At 65.0% G+C, this 18,038-nt stretch carries 17 protein-coding genes; 7 read left to right on the top strand and 10 right to left on the bottom strand.

Annotation, left to right across the window (positions count from 1 at the left end):
• Positions 1-113: 113 nt before the first annotated feature.
• Together BT183_RS00360 and BT183_RS00355 are read right to left on the bottom strand one after the other, a co-directional pair.
• Positions 114-1,352: an ABC transporter substrate-binding protein gene (locus tag BT183_RS00360; protein WP_072338453.1), complete on the bottom strand. Its 1,239-nt coding sequence runs from the start codon at positions 1,350-1,352 to the stop codon at positions 114-116.
• 205 nt (positions 1,353-1,557) lie between these two features.
• Positions 1,558-2,262, bottom strand: coding sequence for a FadR/GntR family transcriptional regulator (locus BT183_RS00355; protein WP_072338452.1), 705 nt, complete (start codon positions 2,260-2,262; stop codon positions 1,558-1,560).
• Between the two features lie 203 nt (positions 2,263-2,465).
• Between BT183_RS00355 and BT183_RS00350 the strand changes: the two genes are divergently transcribed.
• Positions 2,466-3,590: a mandelate racemase/muconate lactonizing enzyme family protein gene (locus BT183_RS00350; RefSeq protein ID WP_244545224.1), complete on the top strand. Its 1,125-nt coding sequence runs from the start codon at positions 2,466-2,468 to the stop codon at positions 3,588-3,590.
• 32 nt (positions 3,591-3,622) lie between these two features.
• Entirely contained in the window at positions 3,623-4,687 is a 1,065-nt protein-coding gene (locus BT183_RS00345) for an amidohydrolase family protein (protein ID WP_072338450.1), read from the top strand.
• Positions 4,688-4,752: 65 nt separating this feature from the next.
• On the opposite strand, the gene BT183_RS00340 is transcribed toward BT183_RS00345, so the two are convergent.
• On the bottom strand, positions 4,753-5,685 hold the full coding sequence (locus BT183_RS00340; RefSeq protein WP_072338449.1) for an AEC family transporter: 933 nt from the start codon (positions 5,683-5,685) through the stop codon (positions 4,753-4,755).
• Positions 5,686-6,187: 502 nt separating this feature from the next.
• On the opposite strand from BT183_RS00340, the gene BT183_RS00335 reads away from it, so the two are divergent.
• The 5 genes from BT183_RS00335 (at position 6,188) to BT183_RS00315 (ending at position 11,750) form a co-directional block, all read left to right on the top strand.
• Positions 6,188-7,090: a sulfurtransferase gene (locus BT183_RS00335; protein WP_072338448.1), complete on the top strand. Its 903-nt coding sequence runs from the start codon at positions 6,188-6,190 to the stop codon at positions 7,088-7,090.
• Positions 7,091-7,182: 92 nt separating this feature from the next.
• Positions 7,183-8,397, top strand: coding sequence for a YeeE/YedE family protein (locus tag BT183_RS00330; protein WP_072338447.1), 1,215 nt, complete (start codon positions 7,183-7,185; stop codon positions 8,395-8,397).
• Entirely contained in the window at positions 8,394-8,861 is a 468-nt protein-coding gene (locus tag BT183_RS20625; protein WP_177282328.1) for a hypothetical protein, read from the top strand. The genes BT183_RS00330 and BT183_RS20625 overlap by 4 nt, the downstream gene beginning before the upstream one ends.
• Positions 8,858-9,445, top strand: coding sequence for a DUF6969 family protein (locus tag BT183_RS00320; protein WP_425290548.1), 588 nt, complete (start codon positions 8,858-8,860; stop codon positions 9,443-9,445). Before BT183_RS20625 ends, BT183_RS00320 begins: the two co-directional genes overlap by 4 nt.
• Before the next feature lie 802 nt (positions 9,446-10,247).
• Positions 10,248-11,750, top strand: a complete 1,503-nt coding sequence (locus tag BT183_RS00315; RefSeq protein ID WP_072338445.1) for a helicase HerA domain-containing protein — start codon at positions 10,248-10,250, stop codon at positions 11,748-11,750.
• A 27-nt stretch (positions 11,751-11,777) separates the two neighbouring features.
• Here BT183_RS00315 and BT183_RS00310 read toward each other — a convergent pair whose 3' ends face one another.
• The 7 genes from BT183_RS00310 to rfbB form a co-directional block, all read right to left on the bottom strand.
• The gene (locus BT183_RS00310; RefSeq protein WP_072338444.1) at positions 11,778-12,560 is read right to left on the bottom strand and encodes a YdcF family protein; all 783 of its coding nucleotides are present in this window, start codon (positions 12,558-12,560) and stop codon (positions 11,778-11,780) included.
• A gap of 39 nt (positions 12,561-12,599) precedes the next feature.
• The gene (locus BT183_RS00305; protein WP_072338443.1) at positions 12,600-12,917 is read right to left on the bottom strand and encodes a hypothetical protein; all 318 of its coding nucleotides are present in this window, start codon (positions 12,915-12,917) and stop codon (positions 12,600-12,602) included.
• Entirely contained in the window at positions 12,907-14,061 is a 1,155-nt protein-coding gene (locus tag BT183_RS00300) for a glycosyltransferase family 4 protein (RefSeq protein WP_072341278.1), read from the bottom strand. Before BT183_RS00300 ends, BT183_RS00305 begins: the two co-directional genes overlap by 11 nt.
• Positions 14,062-14,136: 75 nt before the next feature.
• Positions 14,137-15,195, bottom strand: coding sequence for an EpsG family protein (locus BT183_RS00295; RefSeq protein ID WP_072338442.1), 1,059 nt, complete (start codon positions 15,193-15,195; stop codon positions 14,137-14,139).
• A 46-nt stretch (positions 15,196-15,241) separates the two neighbouring features.
• Positions 15,242-16,147 carry a glucose-1-phosphate thymidylyltransferase RfbA gene (rfbA, locus tag BT183_RS00290; RefSeq protein ID WP_072338441.1) on the bottom strand — a complete coding sequence of 302 codons (906 nt, stop codon included), beginning with the start codon at positions 16,145-16,147 and terminating at the stop codon, positions 15,242-15,244.
• Positions 16,144-17,001: a dTDP-4-dehydrorhamnose reductase gene (gene rfbD, locus BT183_RS00285; RefSeq protein ID WP_072338440.1), complete on the bottom strand. Its 858-nt coding sequence runs from the start codon at positions 16,999-17,001 to the stop codon at positions 16,144-16,146. The genes rfbA and rfbD overlap by 4 nt, the downstream gene beginning before the upstream one ends.
• Positions 16,998-18,038 carry a dTDP-glucose 4,6-dehydratase gene (gene rfbB, locus BT183_RS00280; protein ID WP_072338439.1) on the bottom strand — a complete coding sequence of 347 codons (1,041 nt, stop codon included), beginning with the start codon at positions 18,036-18,038 and terminating at the stop codon, positions 16,998-17,000. The genes rfbD and rfbB overlap by 4 nt, the downstream gene beginning before the upstream one ends.

Below are 18,038 nucleotides of genomic sequence, written 5' to 3'. Positions count from 1 at the left end.
CCCTGCCCGCAGGAGGCGCCGGAATGGCCGCGGACCGGAGATACGGCCCGCGACCTGTGCGATCGACCAGAAACTGGCGCGGGAGAACAGCCCCCGCGCCGCGGTTTCCAAGCTTACTTCGCGGCCTGCACGGCAGCGGCGAGATCGGCAGCGGCGCTGGCCGAATCCTGGTCGGAGTTGATGAAGTTGGTCACCACGTCGCGGATGGCGCCGAGCACGGCTTCGGTCGTGCCCTGGTTCTGCGAGGGAACGAGCCCGCCGCTGGCTGCGGTCGACTGCAGGTCGGCGGCGGCCTTCTTGGAGCAGTCGTCGAAGGAATCCACCGGCACGGTGTTGAGCGCGGGGATGGCGCCCTTGAACTGCGCGCCGCGCAGCTGGAAGTCCGGGCTCGCGATCAGGCTGGCGAGTTCGAGCTGGCCTTCGGTGGCCTCCCCGCCATTCTGCTTGAAGAACACGAAGCCGTCGGCGATGAAGGTGAAGATGCCTTCATTGCCCGGGCGCACCGCGCAGATATAGTCGACGCCCGGCACCTTGCCGGCGGCGCTGAATTCGCCCTTGGCCCAGTCACCCATGAACAGGAAGCCCGCCTGCCCCTCGATCACCATCGCGGCAGCGAGGTTCCACGGACGGCCCTGCGTGGCGTCGTCGAAATATTCGGTCGACTTGCGCAGGATGTCGAAGACCTGAACCATGGTCGGGGAGTTCAGCGCTTCGGCATCACCCTCGAGGATGGCCTTGCGGTAGAAATCCACGCCCATCGACTGCACGATGCCTTCGAAATAGACGGCGTCGTGATAGGGCGTGCCGCCATGGGCGATGGCCGTATGGCCGGCGGCCTTCATCTTGTCGGCGACGGCGAAGAATTCGTCCCAGGTGGTGGGCACGGTGCCGCCGACTTCGTCGAGCATCGGCTTGTTGATGTACATCCAGTTGACGCGGTGGACCCAGTTCACCACGCCATAATAATGGCCGTCATACTTGAGCACTTCGGCAATGGCGGGGGGCAGCAGATTGTCCCAATCGCCCGACACGGCGTCGAGGGGGACCAGCGCGTCCTGCGAGGCCCAGTCCTGGATGGCGGGGCCGCGCATCTGCACCGCCTTGGGCGGGTTGCCGGAGATGACGCGGGTCTTGAGCACGGTCATGGCATTGGCGCCGCCGCCGCCGGCAATGGCGGAATCGACCCAGGTGTGGCCGATCTTCTCGAGGTCTTCCTTGAGCACGTTGACGGCGCGCGATTCACCGCCCGACGTATAATAGTGCAGAACTTCCACGTCCTCCGCACGCACCGAGCCGGCGCCCACGAGCACTGCGGCCGTGGTGGCGAGAAGGGCAAATTTCCTGAAGCGCATGATTCCTCCCATCAGCAAGAGCGACCATTTGGAAAGCCAAATTGGAACCGCTTACATTTTTCCTACGGCATGTTTTGAAGGGCTGTCAACAGGTTTGCAGCGCAGCTATCGCAGCCCCTTGATAGCGCTTACGTCACGGCGAAAACCCCGCCGCCGGCTCTGGCGCGAGGAGAGGGGAGCGACCGGTTCGAGGTCGTCCGGGTCGTCAGCCGTCGGGCTCGCCGCCTCCCGGCGTGTTGGCGATGACATAGGCTGTGTCGTAGAAATGCCGGTCGAGATGATGCTGCGCCCGCCGCACGTCGCCCGCCCGGATCGCGTCATGGATGCGCCGGTGATGCGCGGCGGTTTCGTCCAGCCGCTGCGAGTGCGACATCCGTTCGGGGTCGATGCGCCTGTAGCTGGTCCAGAACAGCGACAGGATGCCGTTGAGCACCGCGTTTTCGAGCCCGCTGTGGAGCAGCAGGTGGAAGGTCTGGTCCTCCTCGGCGAAATAGTCGCCGCGCGCCGCCTTGGCCTCGATCTCGGCCGTTACCCGCCCCAGCGCATCGAGCGATTGCGGGGTCATGCGCGAGATCGATTCGGCGAGAAACCCCACTTCGAGCAATTGCCGGATCGAGAGCAGCTCCAGCATCCGGCGGTCGTCGAGGGGGGCGAGGGTGGCCACCTTCTGCAGCACAGCACCGAAATCCATCCGCTGCAGCACGCGCCCGCTGCCCTTGCGCGACACCAGCATGCCCACCGCTTCGAGCGACATCAGCGCCTCGCGCACCGCCGGCCGGCTGACCCCCAGTTCGGCACTGAGATCGGTCTCCCCGGGGATGCGCTCGCCCTCCCCGATGCCCTTGCGGCGCACGAGGTCCACGATGCGCTGCACCAGCTGGTCGCCCGGCCGCTCGATGCGCTCGTTCATTTGAACCTGCCTGACATCTTCATCAGCCTCGCCGGATTTTTCGCCTTGGATCGCCGGAGACGCGTTGACATTCGCTGCTCATGCGGCAAATGTCTAGCCCCGAACGCAAAAATCTGTCTGACTGCCTTGCACGCAAGAGCGTGAAGTTCAGGGCAGCGACATCATCCCGAATGGTCGGCAACAATCCCGGATACGCGCCCAAAGTGCAGCACAAAATCAAGAAGATCGACGTCCATCTCGTCTCCCACCCGATCACCGGCGGCTTCGCGGATGCGACCCGCAAGGTCGAGACGATCGGCTACACCATCGTGCGCATCACCACCGATCAGGGGCTCGAAGGCATCGGGGTCACCTATCACGAAGTGGGTGGCGAGGCGACGCGGGCGCTCATCCTCAACAACATGGCGCCCAAGCTCATCGGTCGCGATCCGCTCGAGACGGAAGCCATCTGGCAGGAATTCTTCCATTATCTACGGGGCGTTGGCCGCAAGGGCCTGATGTATTGCGCGCTCAGCGCCATCGACATCGCGCTCTGGGACCTCAAGGGCAAGATCGTCAACCTGCCGCTCTACCGCCTGCTCGGCGGCAACCAGACCAAGGCGCCCGTCTATGCCAGCGGCGGCTGGACCTCGTACGACGACGACCAGCTGGTCGACGAGATGAAGGGCATGGTCGCGCGCGGCTTTTCCTTCATCAAGTTCAAGGTGGGCGTCGAGGGCGGCACCAATCCGCGCCGCGATGCCGAGCGCGTGCGCAAGGTGCGCGAGGCCGTCGGGCCCGAGATCAAGCTCCTGCTCGATGCCAACAATTGCTGGGATGCGGCCACCGCCATCCAGGCGGCCAACCGCGTGCGCGAATACGACATCTTCCTCTTCGAGGAGCCGGTGTTCGCCGACGACATCCCAGGCCTTGCCCGCTTCAAGCGCGGCACCGACATTCCGCTGGGCACCGGCGAGCATGAATACACCAAGTTCGGCGTGCGCGACCTCGTCGCCGCCGAAGCCGTCGATATCCTCCAGGTCGATGGCGCGCGTGTCGGCGGTATCACCGAAATGCTCAAGGCCAGCGCCATCGCCCAGGCCTTCAACATCAAGTTCGCCCCGCACGCCATGGAGAACATCCACCTCCATCTCGTCGCCGCGCTGCCCAATTCGCTCTTCCTCGAGCGCCTCTTGATGTTCGAGGAGGTCACCGCCCACGTCTTCAAGAACGCACCGGTGCCGGTCGATGGCTATATGCACATCCCCGACCTGCCAGGGCTCGGGCTGGAGCTCGACATGGATTTCGTCAACGACAATGACGATGCCCGCAAGCTCGGCAGCGCCTAAAGCGCTTTCATAGGCCACTGGAGCCCTCATCAATGCCGGGATTAGGCCTGCCCGATGACGACTGGCTCGCGCTGCGGCGCGAGCCGATCCTCGATCCCGGCCAGCGCATCTGCGACCCCCATCATCATTTCTGGGATCGTCCGGTGCCCGGCGCCGGACGCTTCTGCTACCTCTTCGATGAGTTCCTCGCCGATCTCCTCACAGGCCACAACATCATCGCCTCGGTGGCTGTCGAAGCCGGCGCCCTGATGCGCGAGGGGCTGGAGCCCGGCACCATGTACCGGCAAAGCGGGCCGCCGGAGCTTGCATCGCTGGGCGAAACCGAATTCCTCCACGGCTATGGCGCCATGGCCGCCAGCGGGCTCTATTGCCCGCCCGGCATTGTCTCGGGCATCGTCGCTTTTGTCGATCTGCGGCTGGGCGCGCGCGTCGCCGACATCCTCGAGCGCCACATGGCCTTCGGGCGCGTGCGCGGCATCCGCAACCTCACCTGGCACCATCCCGATCCGGCCTTCGCCTTTTCGGACCTCGCCATCGTTCCCGGCACGCTCGAAAGCCCCGGTTTCCGTGAGGGTTTTGCCTGCCTCGCCAAGCACGATCTCGCCTATGACGCCACGGCCTTTGAGCCGCAATTTCCCGAGCTTCTGGCGCTGGCCCGCGCCTTCCCCCTCCAGCGCATCGTGCTCAACCATCTCGGCGGCATTCTGGGCAGCGGACCTTATGCCGGCCGGCGCGACGAGGCCTTCGCCTTCTGGCGCGACGGCCTGCGCGACCTCGCCACCTGCCCCAACATCTTCGTCAAGATCGGCGGCATGAGCGCCCAGCGCGGCGGCTTTGATCTCAGAAACCGGCCTGAACCCGCATCGTCAGAAGAGCTCGCCAGACTCTGGGCTCCCTACGCGCACACGGTCATCGACCTTTTCGGCCCCGCGCGCGTGATGTTCGAGAGCAACTATCCCGTCGAGCGGCAGTTCGTGCCTTATCCGGTCCTCTGGAACGCCTTCAAGCGGCTGGTTTCGGGCTACACGCCCGAGGAGCGCGACCAGATGCTCTTTGTCACCGCCGCCCGCTTCTATCGCCTGCCGATCTCGATCTGACGCCAAAGGCCCGTCAGTCAGCGCCCCTCCCCTTGACGGGGAGGGCCGGGGTCGGATGAAGCCCCTCACACCCCCAGCACCACCATCAGCAGGGGCAGCAGCAGCACCGAGGCCAGCGTCGAATAAAGCAGCGCACCCGCCGCGATGCGCTGGCCCTGCCCATGCAGTTCGGCCAGCATGAAGGGCCCCGTCCCCGTCGGCAGTCCGGCGAGAATCACCGCCAGCGCGACCAGATGCGCCGGTAATCCCAGGATCGGTCCGGCAACCAGAAAGGTCAGCGCCGGCTGCACGATGAGCTTGAGCCCGACGATCTCGCCGATCCGCCGCCCGGTCCCGTCCGCACCCGCACCCTGGCTCTGCGCAAGAAACAGCCCCAGTGTAACCAGCGCGCAAGGCGAAGCCGCCGCGCCGAGAAGCGTCACGAAATCATCCACCGGCTCGGGCAGCGACCAGCCCGACAGCATTACAACCGCCCCCAGCGCCGGCGCCACCAGCAACGGGCTTTTCAGCACCGATACCAGCGCCAGGATCGGCGAGCGTTGCCTGTCACGCTTTGCAAACGCCATCAGCACCAGCGCGAAGCCAAAGAGCACGCAGGCGGTGAGGATGGCGGCAACCAGCGTCGGCGCCAGTCCGATCTCGCCAAACAGCGCCGCTGCCAGCGGAAACCCCATGAAGCCGGTATTGGGATAGCTCGCGCTCAGCGCATCCACCGTCGCTGCCGCGAGCCCCTCGCCCCGCCGCAGCCGCAGCCAGAGCACGAGGCCGAACACGATCCCCGTGCCGACCAGAAACGCGAGGATGAAGCCCGGCTGCCAGATCTCGGCCGGCTCTGATCGCGCCATGATCCCGAACAGCAGCGCCGGCAGCGCCAGATAGACCACGAACCGATTGAGCTCCCGCGTCGCCTCGGGCCCCAGCGCCTTGAGGCGCGCCGCGAGCCATCCGGTTGCGACCAGCGCGAAGATGGGCAGTACGGTAAGGAGACTTGCAAGCATGAGCACCGGCCAGACGGGACCCGCTCCTTACCAAAGCCGGCTCCCTCGGGCCATGACGGAATTGCCTCCGCACCCCGCGTTCCCCGCCCTCGTGGTTCGAGACGCCTCTGCGAGGCTCCCCACCATGAGGCCGTTCGAAACTCATGGAGAGAACTTCATACCCAAGCCTGATAGAGAGAACCTCATAGGCAAGGAGCCCCCTGGGGAGCCCCACGGAGAACCTCACCCTGGGGAGCCGCACGGAGAACCTCACCCTGAGGAGCGCCAAAGGCGCGTCTCGAAGGGCGAGGTTCGGGCACAGACGCCGCCCCCCTCCGTCGTCCCCGCAAAAGCAGGGCCCTCCGTTTAGAGTGCCCACCCACCCCCCAGAAACGCCGTTTCCAGCCAAGCCCTCCCCGCGATGCGGTTTTTTCTTCAAATTCCCTTCAATTGGATGGCTACGCTTAGCGTCCGGGCACACCATCCTGTAGACATATCGCCAATCCATCCGGGAGCTTTTTTTATGCGTCTTGCATCCCTTGCCGCCGCCGTCCTGCTGGTCTCCGCCCCCGTCGCGGTCATGGCCCAGGAAATCACCCCCCTCGTCACCGTCGAATGGCTCAAGGCCAATGCCGGCAACGAGAATGTCGTCATCCTCGATATTCGCGACAACATCGAAAAGACCGATCTGGGCGCCCTGCCCTATATCGCCGATGCCGTCGTTGCCCCCTATGCCTCCGCCGGCTGGCGCACCGAGGTCCAGGGCGTGCCGGGCCAGATCCCGCCCGTCGAGCAGATCGCCAGCCTCATCGGCGGGCTCGGCATCGATGGCGACGATCATGTCGTGATCGTGCCGTGGGGCACCGATTCGAGCGAGTTCGGCGGCGCCACCCGCGTCTACTGGACCTTCAAATATCTCGGCCATGACGAGGTTTCGATCCTCGATGGCGGCTGGCGCCAGTATGATGCCCAGGGCGGCGAGCGCGTCGCCACTGCCGCGACCCCCGAGCCCACCACCTTCCCCGTCGCGGTTCGCGAAGAGCTGCGCGCCACCACCGCCGATGTCGAAGCGGCGCTGACTGCTGGCGTCACGCTGGTCGATGGCCGCCCCGAGGAGCAGTATCTGGGCAAGGCCAAGAGCCCGGTCGTGCGCATCGAAGGCACCATTCCGGGCGCCATCAACATCCCGCACTCCAAGTTCTACAGCGCCGAATATGCCAGCTTCGCGCAGCCCGAGACCATCGCGGCGATCGCCGAGGGCCTGTCGCTCGGCATCGACGAGAAGAACATCGTCTTCTGCAACACCGGTCACTGGGCCTCGATCGCCTGGTTCGGCCTGCACGAAGTGGCCGGCAACAAGAACACCGCCATGTATGATGGCTCGATGTCCGAATGGGCGGCCGATCCGGCCCGTCCGATCCAGTAAGCCCGAGGCTTTCCAGCCCGGTCACGCTTGGATGTTGCGCTCAAAAGGCGCAGCATCCATAGCTTTTTAAAAGACCAGCGTCCCCGGATATCATGACCGACATTTCCGCCTCCGCGCCCCGTTTCCTGCCACCGGTCACGCTCGATCGCTGGCCGCTCATCGTTGCCGCCAGCGTGCTCGTGGCGGGTTTTTTCCTCATCACCAATCTCGTCGATCTGCGGCAGGGCGCGCTGTTCCTCATCGGGGGCGGGCTCGGGGCGGCGCTCTTTCACGGCTCGTTCGGCTTCACCGGCGGCTGGCGCCGCATGGTGGTCGAAAAGCGCGGGCGCGGCATGCGCGCCCAGATGCTGACGATCGGGGTCGCCGCCATCGCCATGATCCCGCTGGTCGCGGCAGGCACTATCGGCGGACAGGCCATGGTGGGCGCCGTCGCACCCGTGGGGCTCTCGGTGCTGCTTGGCGCGGCGATCTTCGGGCTCGGCATGCAGCTGGGCGGCGGCTGCGGCTCGGGCACGCTCTTCACCGTAGGCGGCGGGTCGTCGCGCATGCTGGTCACGCTGGTGTTCTTCATCATCGGCGCGCTCATCGGCACGGCCCACCTGCCCTTCTGGCTGCAGCAGCCCTCTTTTGGCACCATCAGCCTCGGGGCCGAGCTCGGCATTTCCGGCTCCATCGCTCTCACCCTTGCCGGGCTGGCGCTCGTGGCGCTCATCACCGCCGTCATCGAAAAGCGCGCCCATGGCAATCTCGAGACCGAGGCCGTGCCCGCCCGTCCCGGCTGGAGCTGGCTGTGGCTCGGGCCCTGGCCGATGGTCGGCGCCGGTCTCGTGCTCGCGCTCCTCAACATCGCAACCCTGTTGACGGCCGGTCACCCCTGGTCGATCACCTATGGCTTCGGCCTCTGGGGCGCCAAGATCGCGCAGGCCATCGGCATCGATGTGGCGAGCTGGGAATTTTGGACCTGGCCGGCCCAGGCGCAGGCCCTCAACTCCTCCGTTTTGGCCGATACCGTGTCGGTGATGGATTTCGGCCTCGTGCTCGGGGCCGGCATCGCCGCCTCGCTCGCCGGCAAGTTCGCGCCCAAGGCCGCCCTGCCGCTGGGCTCGCTGCTGGCCGCCATCATCGGCGGTTTGCTGATGGGCTATGGCGCGCGGCTGTCGTTCGGCTGCAATATCGGCGCGCTGTTTTCCGGCATCGCGACGGGCAGCCTGCATGGCTGGCTGTGGTTCGCCGCCGCCTTCGTGGGGTCGTTCGTGGGCGTTTGGCTCCGGCCTGTCTTCGGTCTCGATGGGTTCGCCAAGAAATGAGTTCGCGCAACACCCTGCTCTTCGGCGCGGCCCTCGCCGTCTCTACCGCCGCCATCGCCTATGATCATCTGACCAATCCGGTGCCGCCGCGCCCCACCGCGCAGGTCGCGGCCGCCTCGGGTTCGGCGCCCTGTGCCGCGGGCGCGGCCCCTTGCGCAGCCGGTGCACCCTGCGCCGCCGGCGCGCCGATGATGGCCGCTCCGCCGCCGCCCGCCGCCGCCCCCTGCGCGGCCGGCGCCCCGACGCTTGCGGCTCCCCCGCCCCCGCCCGCGCAGCGACCGGCAGAAACCCGGCTCGCGCCCCCGCCTCCGCCGGCTCAGCCCGCGGCCGAACCGCAGCGCCTCGCGCCAACTCCGCCACCGGCAACGCCGCCCGCCGCCGCGCCGCAGCTGGCTCCACCTCCCCCGCCCCCGCGCCCCCTTCCCGAGGGTCAGGAGGCGCCGGACCTCGCGGTTCCGGGCTGATGTCGGAGACCCGCGAACAGGCCCTCAGGGAGATCGCCTTCTGCGAGGCCATCCTCGCCAAGCGCGGGCTCACGATCTTGTCCGAGCTGTTTGCGGGCGTCTCCAGCATCGCCGCCTGGGATCATTTCCCGCCCGGCGATGTCTTTGATCCTTCAAGCAATTCCCAGTGGTTCTACCACTGCCATCCGGCCAGCGAGGGGTCGGCTGAGCACGGGCATTTCCACTGCTTCCTGCGGCCCGATGGTCCCGCGGGCCCCATCCACCACCTCTGCGCCATCGGCGTCGATGCCGATGGCCGGCTCCTGCGGCTCTTCACCGTCAACCGCTGGGTGGTCGGCGATGATTTCGCCGATGCGGCAACCACGCTGCCCCTCGTCGCACGCTTCGACATGCAGATGCCCCGCCCCTCCTACCTCCTCAACCGCTGGCTCACCGCCATCCTAGTCGCCTACGCCAACGAGATCGAAGCCCTCATCATCGAACGCGACGCCGTCCTCGCCACCCACGCCAATGGCGGGGCCCTTCCTTTGGAAGACCGCACCCTCGAAGTCCTCTCCGAACTGGCGATGCACTCGGTGCGGTAGGCCGAGGATGTCACGAAGAACCTCATCCTGAGGAGCCTCGCAGAGGCGTCTCGAAGGACGAGGTTCGAGCCCTCCCCGCAATCCGCCCCGCCCCCCTTCCCTTCTCCCCTGAGGGGAGAAGGTGGCCCGAAGGGCCGGATGAGGGGTTCAGATCATGAGCTTAGCCGAGAGCCCAAACCCCTCACCCCAACCCTCTCCCCTCAGGGGAGAGGGAGCGAGAGATCAGCGCGCAAAGGCCCCTTGCCTTCTGCTCGAAGGGCTCCGCCCTTCCCTTCTCCCCTGAGGGGAGAAGGTGGTCCGAAGGACCGGATGAGGGGTTCAGATCATGTGCTAGGCCGAGAGCCCGACCCCCTCACCCCAACCCTCTCCCCTCAGGGGAGAGGGAGCGAGAGATCAGCGCGCAAAGGCCCCTTGCCTTCTGCTCGAATGGCTCCGCCCTTCCCTTCTCCCCTGAGGGAAGAAGGTGGTCCGAAGGACCGGATGAGGGGTTCGGCTCCTATGAGTTTTGCAGAGAACCTCATCCTGAGGAGCCCCGCAGGGGCGTCTCGAAGGACGAGGTTCGGGCTGCCCCAACCCTCCCCAAGCCCCGCGTCGTTCCTGCAAAAGAAAGGACCCTCTCTTGATCCACTGCCCCGCCCTCGCAGTTCGAGACGCGCCTTGCGGCGCTGATCACCGTGAGGTCGGTCGAGTTCGATGCCGACAAGCCCCCCATCACCTGTGGGTAATCCACCCCCGCGCCCCCACAGCCGCGCCCGTCCGTGCTATGGCATCCGCTTGAACCGTTCCTAGACCAGAATCGCCTATGCACATCGCCGTCGATATGGGCACGGCCACAGGAGGCGCGGGCGCCTCCCTCGATCTCGAGGAGCTCCTGGCCACACGCCTTCTGGTGCAGGGCAATTCGGGGTCTGGCAAATCTCACCTCCTGCGCCGCCTGCTCGAGCAGAGCGCGCCTTGGGTGCAGCAGGTGGTGATCGATCCCGAGGGCGATTTTGTTACCCTCGCCGACCGGTTCGGCCATGTCGTGGTCGATGCCCAGCGCACCGAGGCCGAGCTCACCGGCATCGCCGGGCGCATCCGCCAGCATCGCGTTTCGGTGGTGCTCAATCTCGAAGGCCTCGATGTCGAGCAGCAGATGCGCTGCGCCGCCGCCTTTCTGGGCGGGCTCTTCGATGCCGATCGTGATCACTGGTATCCGGTGTTGGTGGTGGTCGACGAGGCGCAGCTCTTCGCGCCCGCCGTGGCTGGTGAAGTCTCCGACGAAGCCCGCAAGCTTTCGCTCGGCGCCATGACCAACCTCATGTGCCGCGGCCGCAAGCGCGGGCTGGCCGGGGTCATCGCCACGCAGCGGCTGGCCAAGCTGGCCAAGAACGTCGCGGCCGAGGCCTCCAACTTCCTCATGGGCCGCACCTTTCTCGATATCGACATGGCCCGCGCCGCCGATCTCCTGGGCATGGATCGCCGCCAGGCCGAAACCTTCCGCGATCTGGCACGGGGGCATTTCGTCGCCCTCGGCCCGGCCCTGTCGCGCCGGCCGCTGCCCATCACCATCGGGCCGGTCGAGACCTCGGCGCGCTCGTCGAGCCCCAAGCTCAAGCCGCTGCCCGATGCGCCGGTCGATGTCGAGGCGCTGATCTTCACCGCCGCCGCAGACGAGCTCCGCCAGCCCGTTCGTCGCCCGCCGCCCCAGCCGGTGGTCACGCCCACCGCCGATATCCTCGCGCAATTGAGCCGCGCCCGCCCCCCCGAGATCGAGGCGCCACAGACCCTCTTTCCCGAGATCGATGCGGCCGAGCGCGATGCCATGCTCGACAAGGTCATGCGCGAGCTGCTCGATGATCCCGATGCCGGCTTCCGCTCGGTTGCCGTGCTCTATCAGGATTTCCTCGTGCGCTGCCGCATCCATCGCGTGCCAGGCGAGCCCCTTGCGCTGCCGGCGTTCCGCCGCCGGCTCGCCATCGCCCGCGCCGAAGTCGATGACGAGATCGCCCAGGGCCCGCTCTGGGCCGAAGCCCTGGCGCTCTCGCAACGGCTCACCGATGATGTGCAATCGGTGTTCCTCATCCTCGCCCAGGCCGCCGTCAGCGGACTGCCCTGCCCGGCCGATGCCACTCTTGCGCGCATCTACGGCACGCATTCGGCCTCCCGGGCGCGGCGGCTGCTGAGCTATTTCGAAGAGCGCGGGCTCATCGTGGTGCGCACCGATTTCCACGGCCAGCGCATCGTCGCCTTCCCCGATCTGCAGGTCGAAACCCTGCCCGGCGATCCCAATGGCCCCGATGTCACGCGCGAGGCGGCCGAATAGCAGAGCGCCCGGAGGGACGACAGCTCCTCAGCGCCCCGTCACCGCATAGGCTAGCTGCCCGATCCACTCGCGCAGAGCGGAGTTGATGAGCATGAGGTTGCGCGCCAGTCGCCAGTCGATGCCATCGACAAAGCTGGAAGAGCGGAAATCGACCGGATAGGCGACGATCCCCTGCCAGCCGGCGGCGGCAAAGCTCTGCATGGCGCGCGGCATGTGGAAGGCGCTCGTCACCAGCAGCCACACCTCTCCCTCCGCGGGCGCGGCCAGCGCAAGGGCCGAGCGCGCATTCTCGGTGGTGTTGCGCGCCGTCTCGTCCACCGCCAGCCGCTCGGGCGCCACGCCCAGCCCCGTCAGCGTCGCCCGTGCGATCGCACCCTCGGTCACCTCCGCGCCGCCAAGGTCACGAAGCCGGTTCGAGCCGCCACTGAAGATGATCCGCGCCTCGGGATAACGCAGGGCAATCGTCGCAGCGGCCACATGCCGGTCGGCCGCTTCGCCGAGGGAGGGCACGCCCCAGAAGCGGGTTGCCGTCAGATCCTCTCCACCGCCTAGAACGACGATGCCATCGACCCGGTCGAGCACCGGCTGAGCGGGGTAGCGGGCTTCGAGCGGGCGCATCAGCAGATCGCCAATCGGCAGCATGCCCAGCACAAGCAGCAGCACAGCACTCATGCCGGCCAGCCATCCGGCTGCGCGTCGCCGCCCGGTAAACGCAAGTATAGCCGCCAGCACAATCAGCAGCAGCAGCAACGTCTCGACCTTGAGAAATGTGCCCGCCACTCGGGAAACGACGAAAATCACGTTATCCATGCGTGCGCCCCACCCCATCCGCACGGAATTTCATCGACATCAATCCCCGCGCCTGCGGCGCTTCTCCACAGTAATGAGCACCAGCAACACGGTGGGCCAGATCAGTGTCAACAGGCTGTCGCGCAATGCATCGCGCCAGTTCCAGCCACGCGTCCAGAAAAACCAGTCATGCAGGTCAAGTGCTTCGTTCCCCACCTGCGCTGCAAGCACGCCGAACCAGGCGATGAGCGCCGCCTTCGGGTGCCGTCGCAAAGCTACCAGTATAGCGATAAATATGATCAGGCCGAAATGGATGTGCAGTGCATCGCGAGATTGGTCGAGCAGCCGAACGATCGGCTCTTTTAGTTCATGCCACATCAGGCACGCCCGTCGCTTTATTTCCCTTCTTTGCCATCGCCTCGTCTATTGCTTTAAGATAGGCATCGATCACAATGCGCTCGTCGAATTCCCGCTCGGCCTTGAGCCGGCTCTGCCGCCCCATCTCCGCCCGCGACTCGGGCGATGCCCGGGCCATCCGCAGCATCTTTTCCGCGAGGTCAGCCGCGTCTTTTACCCTGCACAGCCAGCCATTTACGCCATCATCCACCGTCTCGCGACAGCCCGGCACATCGGTAGCCACCAGCGGTCGGCCCATTGCCATCGCTTCCAGCAACGTCCGGGGCGTCCCCTCGCGGTAAGAGGGCAAAACAACGCAATCGGATGCGGCAATAAAGGGCCGCACATCGTCAGTCACGCCGAGATATTCAACCACCCCCTCGGCAACCCATTGCTCCACCGTCGAACGGGCTATGGCGGTGCGATTCTCCACATCGAGAAACCCCAGAAGCTGAAACCGGGCAGCGGGCATTACCGCCCTTACTTGCCGTGCCGCCTCGACAAATTCCTCCACCCCCTTGTCGCGGAGCATGCGCGCGATCAGCAGGAAAACCGGCCCGCCTTGGCCCGAACGCGCGCCGAGGGACTGTGGCTCGTAGTGATCGAGATTGATACCGGACCCCGGTATTGTTATCGATCTGCCCGCCTCCACAATTTCGTCCGCAACAAATATGCTTCTGTCTTCGTCGTTCTGAAATAGTATGCGCTCCGATTTAATCAGCCCTATTTTATAGAGCGCCTTCACCAACGCCTGGATCATCCCCCCATGGAGGAAGGCGGTACCAAGGCCCGATATGTTGTTTATCGATGCTGCGCCAACTGCTCGCGCTGATAGAGATCCATAAATATTCGGCTTTATCGTCCAACCGAGATACAGGTCGGGCCGCTCCCGCCGCATGATGCGCAGATACTGAGCCGTCAACGCGAGGTCACGGACAGGGTTGGTACCCTTATTGTCCATTTCGACCGAAATATATCTGCACCCCAGCGCCACCAAGGCGTCCGAATACTTGTCACGCGGCGCCACCGCGATCACCTCATAGCCACGCGCAATCAGAACACGGATCAGCGATGACCGGAAATTGACGAGGTTCCACGACGTGTTGGCCGAGATGATCACGCGCACGGGACGTTGACCTACCACCTTTAGAGCCGGCTGAGCGTCCTTTTGATCATACGGTTGCACCAAGTCCTTCTGCTCCTACACCAGTGGATAGAGCTGATACGGCACCCAGGCACTCGAGTGTCCGGCAAAATTGAGCCAGATGAACTGTACGGCCGCCGAGTAGAGCACAACCATTAACACCATCGGATCAACGCCCGCCCGCCGTGACGGAAACGCATCGGGCAGTCGTGACAACACAAACAGTTGCACCGGAATGAGATAAAGCGCCACGCGATCAACCGCCGTCGACGATGGCGATACTATTAGCAGCACAACGAAGAACAGCGAAAGCAGACCCATATTCCGCCAGAGCAACCACTCCCCCGGCAGGAAGGGAAAACGCTTGCGGAAGATCAACAGCATGGCAGAGGGCAGTGCATTCATCGCAATTCGAATAGCGGCGCCCTGCGACTGATACTCCGCCTCAATATAGCCGGACACAAGTGAATCGACGCTGTCATCGAGAAACAGAAAATAGAGCACAATTGTCGCAATACCGACCCAAATGGCTGCCCAATACCTACCACGACCCATGGATAGGGCCGCGATCGGCACGAGCATTACCGCACTGCGATGGAAGCTTGCCGCGAAAGCGATCCACAGAATGAATTTGAGCGTCGAGCGATCGCGGACCAGCGCGACGATCCCGAGCATCGTCAGCCCGATCGCGACACCCTGCCGGCTATAGCCCATGGCCACCACGATGACAAGATAGGGCACGGCCACGGCGATCACCAACCAGGGGCGCGGCTGTGTCCGGGCGAAGGATACGAGGCCGATCGAAAAGATCAGGCCGCAGGCCAGGTTGACGAGCCAGATCTCGTTAATGCTGTTCGATGCCAGCCAGTTCAGCAGGATGTAACCCGGGTCCCGGGCCATGAGCGCATCAAGGAACCCCATGAACTGGGCGCTGTAGAGATAGGCGATATAGCTGCCCCAGTCTCCGCCGACCTGATAGCGGAACCCGATCATCAGGCCCAGCAGTGCCACCGCGCCCAGCAACAGCGGCTGCCTGCGAAGGTGCCAGTGCTGGCCGGGCCTTTCGCGCAGCGCGGCATAGGCTGGGATCAGGAACAGGAGCCAATAGGGCAGCACCGGTCAGGCCGCCCACGCCATGGGGCACCGACCGAATGGGCAGCGATCAATCAACCAGATCAAGAAGATACCGTCCATAATCGCTCTTGCCGAACCGGGCGGCCTGCACGCGCAGCGCATTCGCGTCGATCCACCCCTTGTTGAAGGCGATCTCCTCCGGGCAGCCGGTCTGCATGCCTTGGCGTTGCGACAGCGTGCGCACGAAATTGCCTGCATCGAGCAGGCTGGCATAAGTGCCGGTGTCCAGCCAGGCAAATCCGCGGCCCATTTGCTCGACAAAGAGATTGTCTTCCCGCAGATAGGTTTCGAGAAGGTCGGTGATTTCCAGCTCCCCGCGTGCCGAGGGCTTCAACGACCGCGCCCGCCGAGGCGCCGTGCCATCGAGAAAATACAGTCCCGTGACGGCATAGGAACTGGGCGGAATGCTGGGCTTTTCCACCAGCGCGCGGACTTTTCCCTCCGCGTCGAAATCCACCACGCCATAGCGCTCTGGGTCGGCCACCTTGTAGCCGAAGACCGTGGCGGCAAGGCCGTTGGCATCGGCACGGGCGAGCAGTTCCGGCAGGCCGTGGCCGAAAAAGATGTTGTCGCCCAGCACCATGGTCGATGGCGATCCGGCCAGGAAATCCTCTGCGAGGATATAGGCCTGCGACAGTCCTTCGGGCCTCTCCTGGATGATGTAGGTGAAGGCCATGCCCCACTGGCTGCCATCGCCGAGCAGGCGCCGAAACTGTGCCTGGTCCTCCGGCGTCGTGATGATCGCGACCTCCCGTACGCCGGCGAGCATCAGCACGCTGATCGGATAGTATATCATCGGCTTGTCGTATATTGGCAGCAGTTGTTTCGAAGTAGAAAGCGTGATCGGGTGCAGCCGCGAGCCCGTTCCGCCCGCCAGCACGATCCCCTTGCGCCCGATCGTACCCTCGCTCGGACTAACCCTTTGCCCCGTCATCCGTTTTCTCCCAACTGCGCAACGACCCGCCGCAGCCCCTCGTGCCAATCCGGCCGTCCGATCCCATAAACGTCCAGCAGGCTCGAACAGTCGAGCCGACTGTTCAACGGCCGCCGCGCCACCGTAGGATACTCCGCCGCCGACTGGTCCACGACGCGCGTTGCGAGCCCCGCTTCGCGAAACACGGCCCGCGCGAAATCAGCCCAGCTGACATCCGGCGCGCCGGCGAAATGGTGAATGCCCGAGGGGGCCCCGTCCCGCAGGCGAGCGCCCACCGCAAGCACCGCGGCAGCCAGGTCGGAAGCCTCGGTGGGGCCGCCCACCTGGTCGGAAACCACCTTGATCTCGGCCCGATCTTTGCCGAGCCGCAGCATCGTCTTGACGAAATTATGCCCGTACGTAGAAAAGACCCATGACGTCCGCAGAATGGAGAACCGTCCTCCCGCAGCTGCGACGGCCAGTTCGCCCTCACGCTTGGTACGGCCATAGACATTGAGGGGCGCCGTGGGGTCTGTCGGCCGATGAGCCAATTGTCCTGCGCCATCAAAGACATAGTCTGTGGACACATGCACGAATGGAATGTCGACCGCCGCCGCCGCCTCGGCAAGACACCTTGGCGCCTCAGCGTTCATCTGCAAGGCGAGATCCGGTTCGCGCTCGGCGAGATCGACTGCCGTATAGGCCGCCGCGTTTACGACCAGATCCGGGCGCCTCTGCGCAATCTCTAAACCGGCACGCCGAGGATCGAGCAGATCCGCTTCGTCCCGCCCGAGGGCAGTCACGTCCCAGGACGACGCGTTCGCGAGCAGGCTGCTGGCCAATTGCCCGCTACGTCCGAAGACAAGCACCTTCATCCCGAAATCCCAAGCCTCTGGCCGACCCCTTGGCGCGACAACAGGCCCTGCCACCAGTCGCGGTTATCGAGGTACCAGGCGACGGTCGCCCTCAGCCCCTCTTCGAGACCGTGGCGCGGAGCCCAGCCCAATTCGGTGCGAATGCGTGTCGGATCAATGGCATAACGCAGGTCATGACCCGGCCGATCGGCCACGAAGGTAATGAGGCGGGCATGAGGGGCCGCATCGGGCACCGCCTCGTCGAGAATGGCGCAGATGCGTTCGACCAGTTCGAGATTGCTGCACTCGTTCTCCCCGCCGATGGCGTAGGAGCGTCCGGGCTCGCCCTTGCCGAGCACCGTCAACAGGGCATCGGCATGATCTTCGACGAAAAGCCAATCACGCACATTCTCACCCCGGCCATAGATCGGGATCGGCTGGCCCGCCAACGCCTTGAGAATGACGACGGGAATGAGCTTTTCGGGAAAATGGAAGGGGCCGTAATTATTGGAGCAATTGGTCACCAGCGTCGGCAACCCATAGGTTTCATGCCAAGCGCGGACGAGGTGGTCCGAAGCGGCCTTGGAGGCCGAATAGGGGCTGTTGGGCGAATAAGGCGTCGCCTCGGTAAAGCGCCCCTCGGGCCCGAGCGAACCATAGACTTCGTCCGTCGACACGTGGAGAAAGCGGAAGCCCGCAGGCTTTCCCTGCGACTGCCACGAGCGACGCGATGCCTCAAGCAGATTGAAGGTGCCGTTGACATTGGTTTCGATGAACCGTCCGGGACCATCGATCGACCGGTCGACATGGCTTTCCGCCGCCAGATGCATCACCGCATCGGGGCGATGCTCCGCAAAGACGGCCTCGAGCTCACCGGCGTCGCGGATATCGACCTGCGCGAAGGCATAAAGGGGCGATCCTTCCACCGCAGCGACGTTGTCGAGGCAGGCGGCATAGGTGAGCGCATCGAGATTGACCACAGAATGCCCGGCACGGATGGCCTGGCGCACCACCGCCGAGCCTATGAATCCCGCGCCTCCCGTCACGATCAGCTTCAT

The sequence above is a fragment of the Devosia enhydra genome (assembly GCF_900119845.1).
Taxonomy (GTDB): domain Bacteria; phylum Pseudomonadota; class Alphaproteobacteria; order Rhizobiales; family Devosiaceae; genus FPKU01.
This window is presented reverse-complemented; position numbering and strand designations above follow the sequence as displayed.